15 protein-coding genes and 1 pseudogene are annotated in these 15,020 nt (G+C 48.5%); 3 read left to right on the plus strand and 13 right to left on the minus strand.

Annotated features, from left to right (window positions below; all coding sequences use genetic code 11):
* Positions 1-172: 172 nt before the first annotated feature.
* The 11 genes and pseudogenes from VY86_RS09650 to VY86_RS09695 form a co-directional block, all read right to left on the minus strand.
* The gene (locus VY86_RS09650) at positions 173-1,189 is read right to left on the minus strand and encodes a formamidase (RefSeq protein ID WP_046974803.1); all 1,017 of its coding nucleotides are present in this window, start codon (positions 1,187-1,189) and stop codon (positions 173-175) included.
* 1,270 nt (positions 1,190-2,459) lie between these two features.
* A complete protein-coding gene (locus tag VY86_RS25805; RefSeq protein ID WP_338012148.1) occupies positions 2,460-2,882 on the minus strand; it encodes a nuclear transport factor 2 family protein in 423 nt (140 codons plus the stop codon).
* 209 nt (positions 2,883-3,091) lie between these two features.
* Positions 3,092-3,301 (minus strand): DUF6531 domain-containing protein, encoded by a 210-nt coding sequence (locus tag VY86_RS09655; protein ID WP_046974804.1) that lies wholly within the window; start codon positions 3,299-3,301, stop codon positions 3,092-3,094.
* Between the two features lie 98 nt (positions 3,302-3,399).
* On the minus strand, positions 3,400-4,782 hold the full coding sequence (locus tag VY86_RS09660; RefSeq protein ID WP_046973493.1) for an IS4 family transposase: 1,383 nt from the start codon (positions 4,780-4,782) through the stop codon (positions 3,400-3,402).
* A 53-nt stretch (positions 4,783-4,835) separates the two neighbouring features.
* Complete coding sequence (locus VY86_RS09665) at positions 4,836-5,609, minus strand: PAAR domain-containing protein (protein ID WP_046974805.1); 774 nt, start codon at positions 5,607-5,609, stop codon at positions 4,836-4,838.
* A gap of 18 nt (positions 5,610-5,627) precedes the next feature.
* The gene (locus VY86_RS09670) at positions 5,628-6,050 is read right to left on the minus strand and encodes a DUF1795 domain-containing protein (protein ID WP_046974806.1); all 423 of its coding nucleotides are present in this window, start codon (positions 6,048-6,050) and stop codon (positions 5,628-5,630) included.
* Positions 6,051-6,113: 63 nt separating this feature from the next.
* Complete coding sequence (locus VY86_RS09675) at positions 6,114-6,542, minus strand: bacteriophage T4 gp5 trimerization domain-containing protein (RefSeq protein WP_158019929.1); 429 nt, start codon at positions 6,540-6,542, stop codon at positions 6,114-6,116.
* Positions 6,437-7,819 (minus strand): VasL domain-containing protein, encoded by a 1,383-nt coding sequence (locus tag VY86_RS23315; protein WP_082111209.1) that lies wholly within the window; start codon positions 7,817-7,819, stop codon positions 6,437-6,439. Before VY86_RS23315 ends, VY86_RS09675 begins: the two co-directional genes overlap by 106 nt.
* Positions 7,820-7,877: 58 nt before the next feature.
* Positions 7,878-9,172: pseudogene (locus VY86_RS09685) on the minus strand (ImcF-related family protein); the annotation flags it as partial.
* 150 nt (positions 9,173-9,322) lie between these two features.
* Positions 9,323-10,318, minus strand: coding sequence for a BsuBI/PstI family type II restriction endonuclease (locus VY86_RS09690; protein WP_046974808.1), 996 nt, complete (start codon positions 10,316-10,318; stop codon positions 9,323-9,325).
* A complete protein-coding gene (locus tag VY86_RS09695; RefSeq protein WP_052760809.1) occupies positions 10,242-11,816 on the minus strand; it encodes an Eco57I restriction-modification methylase domain-containing protein in 1,575 nt (524 codons plus the stop codon). Before VY86_RS09695 ends, VY86_RS09690 begins: the two co-directional genes overlap by 77 nt.
* Before the next feature lie 1,134 nt (positions 11,817-12,950).
* On the opposite strand from VY86_RS09695, the gene VY86_RS26495 reads away from it, so the two are divergent.
* A complete protein-coding gene (locus tag VY86_RS26495) occupies positions 12,951-13,037 on the plus strand; it encodes a DUF7706 family protein (protein ID WP_420800626.1) in 87 nt (28 codons plus the stop codon).
* A 54-nt stretch (positions 13,038-13,091) separates the two neighbouring features.
* Here VY86_RS26495 and VY86_RS09700 read toward each other — a convergent pair whose 3' ends face one another.
* Together VY86_RS09700 and VY86_RS26500 are read right to left on the minus strand one after the other, a co-directional pair.
* Complete coding sequence (locus tag VY86_RS09700) at positions 13,092-13,529, minus strand: hypothetical protein (RefSeq protein ID WP_046974809.1); 438 nt, start codon at positions 13,527-13,529, stop codon at positions 13,092-13,094.
* A complete protein-coding gene (locus VY86_RS26500; protein WP_046974810.1) occupies positions 13,526-14,311 on the minus strand; it encodes an RHS repeat-associated core domain-containing protein in 786 nt (261 codons plus the stop codon). Before VY86_RS26500 ends, VY86_RS09700 begins: the two co-directional genes overlap by 4 nt.
* 100 nt (positions 14,312-14,411) lie before the next feature.
* Between VY86_RS26500 and VY86_RS24640 the strand changes: the two genes are divergently transcribed.
* Both VY86_RS24640 and VY86_RS09715 read left to right on the plus strand, forming a co-directional pair.
* Positions 14,412-14,567 carry a hypothetical protein gene (locus VY86_RS24640; RefSeq protein WP_158019930.1) on the plus strand — a complete coding sequence of 52 codons (156 nt, stop codon included), beginning with the start codon at positions 14,412-14,414 and terminating at the stop codon, positions 14,565-14,567.
* Positions 14,568-14,708: 141 nt separating this feature from the next.
* Positions 14,709-14,990 carry a hypothetical protein gene (locus VY86_RS09715; RefSeq protein WP_158019931.1) on the plus strand — a complete coding sequence of 94 codons (282 nt, stop codon included), beginning with the start codon at positions 14,709-14,711 and terminating at the stop codon, positions 14,988-14,990.
* Positions 14,991-15,020: the final 30 nt, after the last annotated feature.

The raw sequence follows: 15,020 nt of genomic DNA on the forward strand, positions 1-15,020 counted from the left end.
TTTTTATAATAATTATCCGATAAGAGATTTATAATATTTTAAATTTAAAAAATGATTCAGGTAAATAAATATAGGACATAATGAAGAAAAAAATATCACGACCAATCCGATAATCATTATATCCTATATTTCCACAATACCTTTCACATCAGGAAAATACCAGATTGAGCAGTCAATTATCAACTTTCGGTAATGGTCCCAATTTCACACCTTTTGGATAATATTTCCAACCATCACGAATACGGATGTTTTCATCCCAAGGCAGTTTATATTCACCATTTGCCAGATCACGCACCCAAGTCAAATAATTAGCTCTCTCTCCACCGGGTTTACCAACATAACCTCGACAACCGAGATTAAAAATACTGTTCTCTAACGCCCAGTTCTCACGGGCTTTATCTGCCAGACGTGGGAACAGCTCGGCGGTAACAATTTCCCAAGGGTTACGTTGCCCTTGCTGGATAATATTACCGTCATAATTACAAATTGTACCTTCACCGAAATAATAAAAAACCTCATCGTAGCCTGCCAGATTAACCGATACGGTATACATTAAGTTCTGCCAGGCATTAGTGCGGTTGGTCCAGATCCACTGGTCGTTGACTTGAGTAGAATAACCGGAAATGCGGATAAAAACGTTACAGCCTTTATAGGCTGCTTCGCGCGCCAGCTCAGGAAACATTCCATCATGACAAACACACACTGCCAATTTTGCACCTTTAGGCCCCTCACAGACCGGCATGCCTAGATTGCCCGGCATCCAAGGTTCAATTGGCACCCAAGGCTGCAACTTGCGGTAATGCAGCGCAATCTCACCACTGTTATTAATAATGATCGCCGTGTTATAAGGTGGCTGTGATGGATCTTCATTACGCTCCATTAACGAAAACACGCCCCAGATATCGTTGCGAATACAAGCTTGGCGAAAACTATCAACTTCTGGACTGTCCAGTGATAACAACATTTCATCATAGGTCCAGATTTTAGTATTCAACCCCTGAGCAGAATATTCAGGAAATACAATTAAATCCAGATCAGGATAACCGGCTTTAGTTGAATCTATCGTTTTACAGATTTGCTGCACCTGAACCTGAATATCTTCAGGTCTCTTAATCACAGGAACAGGATATTGAATAGCCGCAATTAATAATGCTTCATCCCACGCACTTACACTCCCGGTACTGCCCATAATAGACCTCTGAATGAATAGTAATGATTAAGATTGAATGGCAAGTTTCATCGTTATACGGGCAAATAGAGTGCGGTTTTATCTTTATCCGCCGTTAAGCGATTTTACTAATACATAATAGCGCCTCTTTTGATCACCAAAATGCGATCTACAACATCAAATAAAAAATTAATTACTTTGTAGTAAAAATACTTTTGCTCACATTAGTATGAGTTTGCCCTGGCTGAGTCACTGATGAGAGAGTAAACGGACTAGCCAGTCGAGTGAGGACATATAGAAAGATGGGTTCAAAATCATTGAATATGTGTTGATCGGCTTTATCCTAATAATTATATTAATTTTTGCTAATAAAAACTTGTACGAAAAAATAGCCTATCAATGGTTTCTGCATTTTTTATTTAAATTCATGATGATAAATTAATTTCTTAATATGATCATATAGAAACAATATAGAATTACGGTGAAAATAATTAAACATGGTGGATTTGACTAATAAAAGCATTAACAAATAAAACTCATAAATAGTTTCTGAATAAAAATTTACAAAAAAATGGCCCACTTCATTTCGGTGAGTCATTTTTATAGACAACTTTTTTACTGATTTATAAAGGCCAATTAGGCAAATTTTTCCTTCTCAACTGTGGTATCTGTAAACGCTGTTGCTATAGCTACTTTCGCTTGATTGTTCAGGCTCTCTATAAAACCACGATCACCGGCTGTCAGGGCAGAACTACTCGTTGTTTGGATCAAGGATGTAATCTATAAGCCCCAGTCGGCACTGGCTTACCGTGGGTATTCACCAAGATAGATTATAAGAAGGTAGGAAGATCATGCAGATCTTTCCGGACTTAACATCATTTAATTTGCTATTTCTTCCCAAAATTCATTTACCTGAGAACCAACATATCTAATGACTTTTGTGGATGCTTCTTTACCTAAGAAAATGGTTAACACCTTTGATAAATAATTCAAAAGAAGCGTCTGCGATGCCTCTTCACAACTGGAACTTACAGAATTTCAAGTTCAGTGTCTGGTAAACCGCTATCGACACTTAGGCATTGCCAGTCTCTGCCGCGGAAAACCCGGCAACCACCGTCAGCCTGAATTGCTAAAACTTCGTGTGATGGAGTGCGATAAACACGCAATATTCAGGGGCAGTCAACCTGAAAACAGGAATATCGGCACAACCCAGTTTGGCCGCGTATTGCATGATTTGGGCATAGAACTCATCTGCGTCAACAGTTCGCGGGCAAAGAGCGAGCAGAACGAGCTAACCAGACGCTCCTGAAGATAAGCTACACGATGTTCCCTGATGAAAGATCAGCTGCCAATTATGTTCATCAGAAAATACCCAGGTTGATGACCTCAGTGTTGCATGGCTACCGTCCTGATTGTGAGTTCTGTAAAGCAGAATAACGCTCATTTCTCCCACTATCGTCAGCTGGAAGTCGGAACTTGCGATGCAATTAGTACTATTTTCAGTTATCAGGGCGTCAATCGTTTCAGTGCGGCCAACTAAGTAACCTGAGCGAGTTATTTCGTGAAAATCAGGATGGAGGATCTTCTCGAGCCATGTTTTGTCATGCCGTCGGGCGTCGTGAAGGCTGCACTCTAGGGATTTTATTGTTTCAAGAAGCACGCACATCCTCCCACACAATATGCAGAATCTCAGATTAACACCTGAAGGTGACATTCCAATATTGCAGGATTGGGTGACATTTTAAAGTTGAAATAACACTTAATGTGATTTAACGCTAAAATCAATTCATATCATTGCTCTTCTAGGCTATTTTCTCGTTCTGTTAACGCTTAAATACCCGTTCAGCCGTTATCACCTTTTTGGCTGATTAGTCCGCTAGATCTTTTACCATCGTTGATGCAATCAGGTGTTAATGCAGATTTCTACCCGGTGACCCGGGCGCATTCGGAGAAGCTGTCGGTCCAGTCCGGCCCCAGTAAGCCCTGTTCCCCGGGGGCCCAGCTGCGCAGAAACACCAGCGGCAGGGTCTGGCCGAGGGTGATATCGGTGCGCTGGTCGAAGAGCTGGCCGGTGGTGACGTCAATCGGGTCGCCGGTGAAGAATTTTTTGGTGCTTTCCCGGTAACGTCTCACCCCCCGGGTTTCTTTAAAGGCGGTTTTGGCGCAGGAAATCGTTTTACCCGAGGCGATTTTCCCGACATGCCGGGCCCCGGCTTTTGCCTGTCTCTTGATCAGATCTCCAAATCAACTGATTTAGCCAGCAAATAGCCGTCTATCAGGGTTTGCAGCCGAAACCAACCTTCCCAAAGTCGTTCCCATCCGACTCGACCCGTGCGTTTGGAATCGTACCAGCCGGCCAGTTTTCCCAGATTGATGAAGGCCCAATGCAAGCTCGGGGCTTTTTTCGGCACACGGCATTTTTCTTGTTTTGACCACAGTAATTTCCACGCCAGGGGGCTTAATACTGTCTCACAGCTCTCTTTCTCTGCTTCTTCTTTGTTCAGACCCTTAAAACGCAGCTGGTGTATCCGTACCGCAATAAAGGCCAGCAGCACTATCATCCGCTCCAGATTATCTTTGCTTTGCATACGCAGCGCTTCTACCTGCGTGCCGCCCGTTTTCCACGCTTTGTGAAATTCTTCTATCAGCCAGCGGCGCTCGTAATAACTGAATATTTTATGGGCGTCTTCCTGACTGTTGACGGGTTCGGAGGTCAGAAGATGCCAGCAAAGCCCATCCTCCGGACCTTTTTCGTAGCAACCGACATAAAATATCCGCACCGCTTCACCGCTTTTTCCTTCGGGGATTTTCAACGTCACTTCGGCATAACGGATATCACAATGCGCGACACGCGCCTGACGCCCGCCTTTCTGTCTGATCTGAACTAATCGTTCTCCAGCACTCTGTAACTGGCTGATAAAGTCATAAAGTTTATCCTGACTTTCCTCAATACGCCGGTTTTGCATCGAACGGATGACGAAACGGTGTTTTTGGCTCGTTTTATAACGCAGATATTCAATGATATCGGCTTCACGGTCACAGACAGAAATCACGTTGGCCATCTGCTCCCCTAACCGGCTGTCGACGGCTTGTGAGGCCCGTTCCCACTTATAACTCTCTTTCCCTTCATAAGGGCGTGTGTCGCGTTGTCGGCTTTTGCCATAATCACTGACATCTCGACACCAGCGCTGTTGCTCTATCAACCCCACGACCTGTTGTTCTTCAGGCGCAAATAACAACACCGAGTGTACCTGCATGCCCCGGGATTTTTCCGTCGAGGTGGTATAGCCGAGTTCATCGGCGACCGACGCGTGGGAAAATGACAGGGTTGTCGTGTCTTCCAGCGCTAACAGGCAACGATAACGTTGAGCGTGAGCGACGGTGGCGGTAAATCCGGCTTCGGCGATGGCCTGAGGCGCAATGGCGGAATTTCGGGTCAGTCGGTAGGCCGCTTCAACATCGGCAGGAGAGTCAAGAGATTGCACGAGCGATTGTCCTATATGGTTAGCCAACGAACAGGCCACTTTCACCAGGCGGTTGGTACGGCGTTTATCACCTAATTCCGCATGTTGAAACGTGTCATTTGCCCATTGTTCAGCGCAGGTTGAAAACATAAAGATTACCTCAAGTCGTGTTTGTTATTGAGATCAATCTATGAGGAAAAAGTTCAATAACGAGGGGGCAGGTTAAAATATTTGTGTAGGAAAGACAGGGCTTTTGCCCCGTTCAGCACGGCCTGCCGGCCGGTTTGCGTGAACAGTTTACCCAGACCTTTTATGGCCCCCCGGGAGGGCGGCGCCAGAAACTCAACGGCCATCAGAAGGGCCCGTTCCCAGGCGGAGAACTCTTCGGCAATGGCTAAATAGGTGCCCTGACCGGAGCCGATGAACACGGTTTTGGCCCCGGCTTTGATGGTGGCGCCGCAGGCCAGTTTGTCATCTGTCCGGGCTGCCGGGGCGCCGTTGATAAACACGGTTTCACTGCCCTGGGCAATCAGCGGGGGTGCCGGGTGTTTATTGCAGCCGGCGGTATCGACGGTGGCCCGTGCCGCGGCTTTACCTTCAATAAACACATTGGGGGAGCCGGTCAGCAGTACCCCACTGGGCGGGCCGAGACTGTCCACCATCCTGGTCACGGCCGAACTGGCGGCGCTGATGACCGTCCCCAGCGCCAGCGTACCCGCAGTACCGAGCGCAATCACTGCAACGGTGGCTAATCCGCCGGTACCCACAACGACGGCCGCCGCCACAGCAAATACTGCCGCACTTATCAGCGCGCCGGTAATGGCCCCGGCCAGCGCCCCGAGGAAGCTGGCATGTTTAATCGGGTCGCCCTCCCGGGCCGCTGCCGGGCCGGGCGCGCCCGGTGGGGCTGCCACCGGGGCGGTATGTAACGCCCCGACCCGGGCAATCCGGGTGACGATTTCATCACCAAGTGACATGTTGAACCTCCTGTCAAATCAGCCGGCGGCCTGGAAGCTGTCGATAACCGCCAGCAGCGCCTCGCGCTGACCGTCCGCAAAGGGGGCGGGGGAGGTCAGGTTGAAGGTCAGCAGCCGGGGGCCGCGGATTTGCAGCACCACGGTCTGGTACATGTCCCCTTCCGGACTTGTCCATTGATAATCCAGCCGGCGGGCGGGCGCCTGGCTCAGGGTGATTTCGCTGCGCTGGTGCTCCTGATAACCGGGCAGGTGCGTGCGGAACTGTGCCAGGGTCTGTTCATAATAAGCGGTGTTATCCATACCGGCAGGGACCGGTGTGCGGCTGACCACCAGATTAATGCCGCTGTCATCCGGCAGCACGAAGACGTTCATGGATTCATCCCGCCAGCTGGCCGGGAGAGTCAGGGTGCCTTCATGCATCTGATACAGGGTGTTTGTCATGCTGTTTTTCCGTGATTGATTGAAATCATGTATTTAAAGGTGTTGTTCATGGAGCAATACCGGTCAGTTGACATTGACCTGTTTGCCGTTGAGGGTGATAGTGGCGCCCTGAATGCTGATATTGCCGGCGCTGTCGATGGTGATGCTGCCCCCGGCGGTCGCAATCTCGATACCGCCGGCCCGGGAGTGTATCTGGATGTTATTTTTCACGTTCAGCAGGCTGTCTTGTTCCACGGTGATTTGCCGCAGGCCGGAGATGGCGCTGACTTCATTGCCCGTCACCTCTTTATGGCGATTTTTTCTGACGGAAAGTATCTGGTCATTGCCGATGCTTTCGGTGTGGTTGTGCATGACCCGGGTTTCGCGGTCATTGAGCACCACGGTGGTCATGTTCTTCTGCGCATGCAGCGACAGCGCTTCACTGCCTTTGGCATCCTCAAAGCGCAGTTCGTTATAGCCTTCGCCTTTGTGGGTTTTCGAGCGGAAGGCCATCTGGGTTTTGCTGCCCGGCAAGGTGCCGGGCGGGAGGTTGCTGGCGTGATAGGTGCGGCCGGTGAGACGGGATGTCCCTGTTCGACCGCCGCGGAGAACTGACGCAGCAACTCTTCCAGCGGCACGTCGCGGTTGTGGCTGGTCTGAATCTGATAAATCGCGGTTTTCAGGTAGGAGAGGGTGAAACTGCCGCGGTTGCGCTCCTGCGCCAGGATTTTGTCGGCTAATTGCTGGAGCTGATTTCGGGTCTGATGCCAGCTGCCCGGTCGCGGGGCGTTATCCAGCCGGACGGCCTGTAACTGTTGCCAGCGGGCGGTTTCACGCTGCTGTTCGCGGTCCTGCGGCCAGGTTTTCTGTGCCATGTCGGTCAGCTGGTCGGCATGTTGCAGCACCACCAGCGGGGAGGTGTCCGCTAACCGGGTCAGCTGCTGTTCATAGTTTTGCAGGTCCGGCTGATACAGCCAGGCCAGTCTCGCGCCGTCCGGCGTACCGGTCAGGGCCGTGAGCTGGTGTTGCAGCGGTCGGTAAAGCCCCAGCCAGCTGCCGGTCAGAATCAACGCGCCCAGCAGGACGCCCAGTCCAAAGCCCTGTAAGGCACTCATCCGGGGCGGCGGCTCAGGGAAACGGACCTGGACCTTGGGCTGATGGCGGTCGTCGCCGGTTTCCGGTTCAGCCGGTTCCGGCTCGGCGTTAGCCAGGTAAACCAGCGGCGGCATCTGGACAGGCCTGGGCGCCGGTGTGGGCAGGATACGGGTATTTTCCAGTTTTTTGGCGGTGTTCTGGAAAAACCACAGCAGGTTTTCGACTTTGGGCAGGCGTTTTAAATCGGACTGCTGGAGCCGGTCAACTATCAGCTGTAAGGCCCGTTCAGCCCGGTAAATCAGGCGCCGGTCGCGGGCGGTGTAGTCGTGCTGGCGCAGGGCGTGGCCGCTGCGGGTGTTAAACCAGTCGAGCAGGTCGGTGCGTACCGCGGGTTGGGGCGGCCACAACTCATCCCACTGGCTGACCATCACGCCGGCCAGTAACTCACAGCCTTCGGTAAAGCCGGCCAGGCCGCTCAGTTGCATCCGGGCCAGGGTGTAGTAAATCGCGCTCTGTAAATCAACGCCGTGGGTGCGAAACAGCGTCAGGGCCAGGGATTCAATCAGCGGCCAGTTCACCGCCGGCTGAGACGGGTGGTTAATTTTGTTGATTTCTTCGCGTATTGCCGTGAACGCCGGCAGGTGCATCGGGTTCCCGCCGGCACGGATAATCAGGTTTTCAGGGGGTTCACGCATGGCAGTTTATCCTTAACGCAGCCCCGCCGGCGCGGGGACAGGGCTTTTTTTATGTTCATCAGTAGAGGGTGTCAGGCAGGGTGAACTGGCTGAACAGGCCGCCGGCAAACGGGTTGTCGGATTCATCCACGTAGATACGGTAGGTCATGTCACCGCCATCCACGCTGAACAGCACATCAAAGGAATCCTGACGTACGTTGGTCAGTTTGCCGCTGTTAATCAGCCGCAGTTGGGCCCACGGGCCGGTGAAGCTGACGGCGCGTGGGGATTTGCCGCTGACGTCCGGTATCAGGGTGAGCTGACTTTCCACCCCGGCGCGCATGGAGTTGGGCCAGATTAAGTGCACGATGCTGCCGCGGCCGTGGGCGTAATCGAGTAACTGTCCATCGAGGTTAAGCAGGCTGCGGCGTTTGTTGCCGGTCAGGCTGAGGGGTTCAATGGCAAACTGGGTGCCCAGGCCGTTTTGCGCGGTGAAGAAGGTGTCGCGGATACGGTCAGCCCGGGTCAGCTGTTTCAGGACATCCGGGCGGATAAGCGGTTCACCGTCGGTGCCGTAGATTAAGTTGTTCTCGACAAACGGTTTGAGGTTCTGCTGATAGAAGGCATCCAGCGTGCCGCCCGGGCGGAAGAAGCGGTCAAATTCACTGAGCGGCACATCCTGGGTGGCTTCCGGGTTGAACGGATAGCGGCCGGCCAGGTAGGTCTGGTACTGTTTGACGACGTTTTCGCTCCATTCGACTTCCAGCGAACTGACCGCGGCCATCATGACCACCCGCCACGCCTGTTCAGCTAGTTCACCGACCCAGCGGTTTAACGGCGCCGGCAGGTTTTTCGCCAGCTGTTGCACTTCGAAGATGGGGTATGATTAATCACCGGCAGGCGGGTGTTGTCGCTGAGGATTTGCAACGCGCGGCTGAGGGGCTGTTCCCCACTGATGACCTGCTCAATGGCGCCGATGGCCTGCGGGATATCGGTAAAATGACGGATATCCAGGTTGTTCATGGCCCCGCGCCAGGTGGCGGTGTAGTCACCTAAGTACTGTTCGGTGATTTGGCGCTGGATTTCTTGCCGGTCGGTCTCGCTGTACTGCACGTTGTGCGACAGATTCAGCACCCAGCTGTCCATCACGGTCAGGTCAATCAGCGGGTCGTCCTGTTTGACGAAGTAGTTGTTCAGGCCGTTCATCGTCAGGAACTGCGGGATAATCAGCTGTTTGTCATTATTGGCGATAAAGATGCTGTCAAAGCCGGGGCCAATCTGGTCACGCAGGTTGAGCGGCGGCGGCAGTGAGTCCTGGGCTTTGATGCGCAGGGTCTGGTACACCCGCTGGTAAATGGAGAGCTGGCTCAGTTCTTGCTGGGCGTTCATCATCGGGCGTTGGTAAGGGGCAAAGCTGCTGATAGCCGCCGGGTTATCCGCCTCCCGCGCCGCCCGCCAGTTTATTTTTACCAATATGCGTAACTGCGTATGACGGCAAATTGAGAATGTTTGCAGGCATTCTCGTTACTCTTGTTTATCGTTGTTACTTTGTTTTTGATGCGGCCCTAAGAAACGATCACCATTGAAGTGGATCATGTGATCCGGATTATCAGCAATCCAAGCCTCAGTTTCCCAGGCAATATCCGCTGCATTTTTACGAAATTCTGCCGTATTTGGGAAGGCTGTTACATAAACTCGGCCTATTTTGCAGTTTGCTAAGGTGTTTTCTAGTTCAACCCAGCGTTTTGGTGATATGGGGCCGTGACTGGTCACAGCTTCGATAAGGAATAGCCATTTCCTTTTCTCGTCGTAAACCACAATATCAGGCAGCTTGTCATGTGACATTGGAGGGATGCCTAATGCTACCAACGTTGCTTCTTCCAGTATCATCAATTTGCCACCTTCTTCACGACTGCTAGCTGTGTCACCTATGTAGAGTATTACTCCACCTGCACCAATAAAGCGGGGGCAAAATTCATGCACAATGTCAGCATGTAGTTGGTTATGCTTACCTGGGGATAGCTTGATTTTCTGTCCGTTGGGCAGCGTTACAGGGATTTTCTGCATGTCCAGGGTACGGCGGTAAAGTTCCTGGAGGTTTTGTAAGTCAGCTTTGTATTCCTCAATCTTTTGTTGCCATTGTCCATTGGGGAACTCGCGCAATACTTCAAGAATGGGCTGGTTCAATGAGTAGTTGTTATCCTTACTGTTGGTTGCTCTGGATAAATTGTCTCGGTTGCGATCTATAATGCGAGCTTGTTCGAATTGATGAAGTGTTTGGCGTCGTATTGTTTCTCTGGAATTGGGCTTATAGTCCTGTCCGTAATGTTCCCGGATGAATTGCATAATATCTACGGTGGGGAGCATGGGCGCTTGTGCATTGCTCCAATCATCTGCTGGTTTAATATTTGCTAAGGCAAGGAAAACCCATGCTGAGCGGTTGTTATATTGCTGTTTTGGCAATCCAAGTGTTTTGAGTAATATTTGGGCTTGTTGCAGTTTTTCTTCTCTTTTGTTCATGTTTAGATTGAGTTCCTATTGTTCTTAAAAAATGCTCTATCAGGGCATCGGTTTGTACTTGTGTGATAGTTTTGTTTGTTTGATAAGCCAGTCCTATTTGTTGGATTATGTCGCGGGTAGGGAGTTTTAATAGTCTGATCTCTGTTGCATTCACTTGTGTGCTGCCGGATATGCACCGAAAATACTTATCCAGTAAGGTTGAATTAAATAGCAACGCCAATCCGTATGCCTCGGCTTGGCTGAGAGGGCTTTCATTATGACCAATGTAATTTAAGTGGTTTTCCAGAGCTATTAGATTGCTTTTGATGGTATCTGGGTTGTGTACCCCAGCCACTAATCGACGCTTTTCATCTTTTGAACTGAAACGCTTCAAGATGACATAGGGGAGATTTTTCGAGGTATGCTTTTCATGACCATCAAGTAACAGGAAGCGAACATCTTTCTTATTGGTACCCGTCCACTCTGTCTTAAAGGCTTTGATATTGTGCATTTTCAGTAATGGAATGCTGCCAGTTTTGTTATCTGGATTAACGATGTATTCTCTTGTCCGATGTTCCACTACTGGTCCAGTAGAAATAAAATATCCATTATCCTGAAAGCTGGATGCCCAGAGTTCTACATTTCTCAAAATCTGCGCGTCTTCCAGTGATTCTGGGATACGAATTATTTCGTGCGTATTAGAACTGTCTATTATTTGTTTTGTTGGATAGGTATTTATTTCTGTCTGGTTAAAGTCGGCGTACCCGTTTGATGTACAAATATCAATAAGTTTGCCTTGCTGATTTTTTCGGTAGGAACAAATGATGTTTTCTTGAAGAACGTTAAGTTCTTTGAATACTTGATTCCTTGATCGGAAAATGTGGAGCTTTTCAAGGCTCATGGTACGGTTTAGGTATTGTCGAAAACCTTTGAAGTACAAACCATTAGTGAAGCTGCGTGGGACAATGACTATCATCTGGCCGTTATCAGCCATGCAGGCCGCTACAATTGCCATAAAAGATGCATAAATGTTCGGGTTACCCGCAAATAGGTCTGCAGTGGCTCCTGAATAAGGTGATGTTTTAGAGTTATATTTAAAATAAGGCGGATTGATTGAGGAAATATGGAAGGGTTCTTCTGTTCGATCTGGCCTTGCCAGGACAAAGTCTTCATGATGAATATTGAAGGTAAATTTTCCTCCTTGTTCTTTGAAAGCCTTGGCGACCTTATGCATGTTCATTTCGAGGTCGGATAAAATATCTTTGTCGATTTCATAAAGAACAGCATGAACTTGATTACTACCAAGAGCCAAACAGCGCATAGCGGCAGAAATGGTTAGGATACCCGCTCCTGCCCCCGCATCAAGAATACGAATAGAGGAGGCTTTTACAGGAGTCAGCAACGATGCCATGTAGTCTGCTACAACACTACCAGTGAAATATTGTCCAAGCTCTTTACGCATGGTTTCAGGTTTGTTGGTCAAGTAGTCGGCTTGAGTAAGCACAACAGCTTCTATCATGTGCCAATGTTCCATCAATCATTAAATGTGTTTCATGCTAATTTGAATGCCGATCAATATCAACCACCAAATACGTTTTTATATCACTTATACGATAATGGTAATAATAAGGAAACCATGAATACTCTTAAAATTCCCAGAAAATAATATCATATTATAAGTTAACTCTCCTGTTTGTATCTATATTATTCTAAGGTGAGATATATTTATACGTGTTACTGGTTTAGTTTATTTTGACCATAGAATGATTTCATTGGTCATGATTTTCGTATCTCATGTGACTAATTGGACTGAATGAGCTGTTTTCAGAAAGATGATCGAAAAATATAGAATGATGGATAACTTTACTTAACAAAGGCAGATATTATGACTGTCGGTATTTGAATTTTTTCTCTGTATAAATAAAAAGGGTTATCTCAAAAAGCGCTGGCTGATGCTACCGGGATACAGGTCACTCAGATTCAGATAAAGAATTCTGTTCATACAGAGTGTATTCCATGATGTTATAAATAAGAAATAGAACTTTTATAGGCTTTTATGGCCTTATTGAAGTATTTAACTTTCTCGTTAATAGAACTTTCATTATTGTTGATGGTTTTCGATTAATGTAATGAACACTTCTTCTGAAAACTTGCATTTATTGAGTTAAATCCGCTCTTGATATGAAATCTTTGACACTTCGGTATTCGCGCTTTTAAGTGATTATAGCAGGTCAGGTAAATGTAAAATAAAGGAAAAATAGGATCACTGATAAATAAATTAAACAGGGCAGATTAAATAAAGTGAATTCTGCCCTGCGTTTTATTATTGGCAGGATTTAACCTGTGATTAAAAATCATTTTTTAACTGATGGTTTTAATCGGTATAAAGTTTTAACCGTCGTTTTTATCTCTTTTAACCCCGGCTTTTTATTAAGTTTAATCATTATCGGATTACGTTTAACGAACGCAAATCATATCCACTTTTTATCTTTACTGACGTTGCTAAATAACCGACGAGAAAATGTTTGATACCCATCTATTTGGATAATATTCTTTTACGCACAGATTTCTTTTTAACTCGCTATTAACGGTTATTGATTTTCGATTAAATGTAATTAACTGTCCTTGGCGCGAATGATTAAGCGGTTGTGCAGTGAATGACGAAGAAGCGTATCAGATTAGGGATGCGATCTCTAAGCTCCAATCTGCTTTGGCGTACAGTGGATATTCGCCACGGTAGATCATGAATAAGGCCGGAAGATCACTTAGGATCTTCCGGCCTTATTCATATGTTTTAGGATAAATTAGAGAATCCAAAATCTATATATCCCTCAGAGCTAATAACAAAGCACCATTTTTTATTTTCATCAAAAAAATAATGATGTTGTGGCACATTATTAATAACAAGCAAAGAAATAGCATGGAATTGCTCTGGATTCATAGCGATTGCAAAGTCTAAAGATGAATCATTTATATAATAAATCGTTTTACTGCTATATATAACCTTGTTAAGAGAATGATCTTCAACAAATTTCTTCATTAATAGTTCCAAATCATCATCTTTCGTATATAAACAACTTTGATGATGATTGGTTTTTAACCAATCTATCTTAGAGCCTTTCCATTTAAAAGAATCTGATAAAGAGTCGGCTATTTCTTCCCAATCATCTATGATTACTGGAGGATTAGGTTGTTGATTGATTTCATTTCTAATTTCTTCATCAAGAGTCATGAGCCTCTCCACGGTTTTGATGGAAGATCAAATAGCTTTTGCAGTTTAGTGACTGTTTTCTCAGTAGCATCAAAAAGGAAATGTTCACCTTTTTCTTTTCCACTAAAGACATTAATATGGGCACCGCTTCTTTCATCATATTCAATTCTAAAACCTGTTTTTCCATCAGCGGTAGTCATTCCTACAGGCTGGTTCTTTGTAGAACCAAACTTACCAGTATTCACTTTCTCTGCTTTAAATTCTCTATCTGTAAGCCAATTTAATGCCTTATTTCTAGCTTGCTCAAACGAGTCTTTAACTGCTGGACAGCCAGCAAGACCCAGCGGATCAATCCAGTTCGCCGGATTATGGACATACGAATAGGGATTCAGACTCCCTGCCAGCCCAATCGGATCGGTGCTGAGGTAACAACCCCCTTCCGGTAAATAATACCTGAACCGGTTATAGAATAAACCACTTTCCTCATCAAACAGTTGCCCCGCGAACCGCAGGCCCGGATCCAGCGGCATGGCTTCCGGCAGCGCCAGGTTCAGCCCGTACAGCGACTGTTTCGGCTGCCGCCACACCCGCTTACCGGCCGGGTCAAACAGCGCCAGCGGCTCACCGGTCGGCGCACTCACCGCATACTGGGTCTCAATCTCCCCCACCACCAGCTCCACCCGGTTGTCCAGATTGAGGGTAAACTGCTGCGTCTGCTGGGCCATCAGCTCCCAGCCGTCAAACACCAGATGGCGGATCATTTTCAGCCGGCCGTGCTGGTATTCGCGGATTTCCGCCGGCACATCCCCGTCCCACAGGTCTGGCGTATCCCGGCATCATCATACTGACGGGTGGACTTTTCCCCCTGATTTAACAGCTTTTTTTCTGCTGTTTTTTCCTGGTTTGTTAAAGTGCATTCCAACTCGCCCCGACGGGCACCTGGCCGATGTTAGCGTATTTTTTCCCCGACGTCAGCGCCGGGTTTTGGCCCGTTTTTCCTGCCATAACCGGGTTTTATCGGGAACCCGTGGCGGCGGGGCAGCTTGTCTGCGCCGCTGACGCGGGTTGGCCGGGTGCGGGCCGGCGAGGCCCGCAGGTGACGCTGTTCAGCAGGGAAGCCCCTGGGGGCTGCACGGGGCGAAGATGGTGAGCACGGGGACGAGCAACGAAGCGCAGCGCAGTGCGAGCCGCGCGCAGCCAGTGCAGCGGGGTTGGGGCGGGGGCAATAAACCGCGGCCAGCTTGCTGGCCTGCCTTCCGGGCTGTTGACCTTAACGGACTGACTGACAACGGTTTAAGGCAGATTTTCGCCCCGGAGCCGCCAGGGACGGCGGCGACTGCGGCGGTGGTTTTAGCATTGAGGCTGACAGCAGCGGGCGCAGCCCGGTGCGCCGCTGGGGCTGAGAAGCTCAACCCGGCGGCCAGCCGCTCACCTTTGTTGAGGTGGCCGCGCAGCGCCCTTGGGTGGGCGGCGCCGACATAATGTTTGTTATGCGAGGTGGGCCGTTCAGGC

The sequence above is a fragment of the Photorhabdus thracensis genome (assembly GCF_001010285.1).
Taxonomy (GTDB): domain Bacteria; phylum Pseudomonadota; class Gammaproteobacteria; order Enterobacterales; family Enterobacteriaceae; genus Photorhabdus; species Photorhabdus temperata.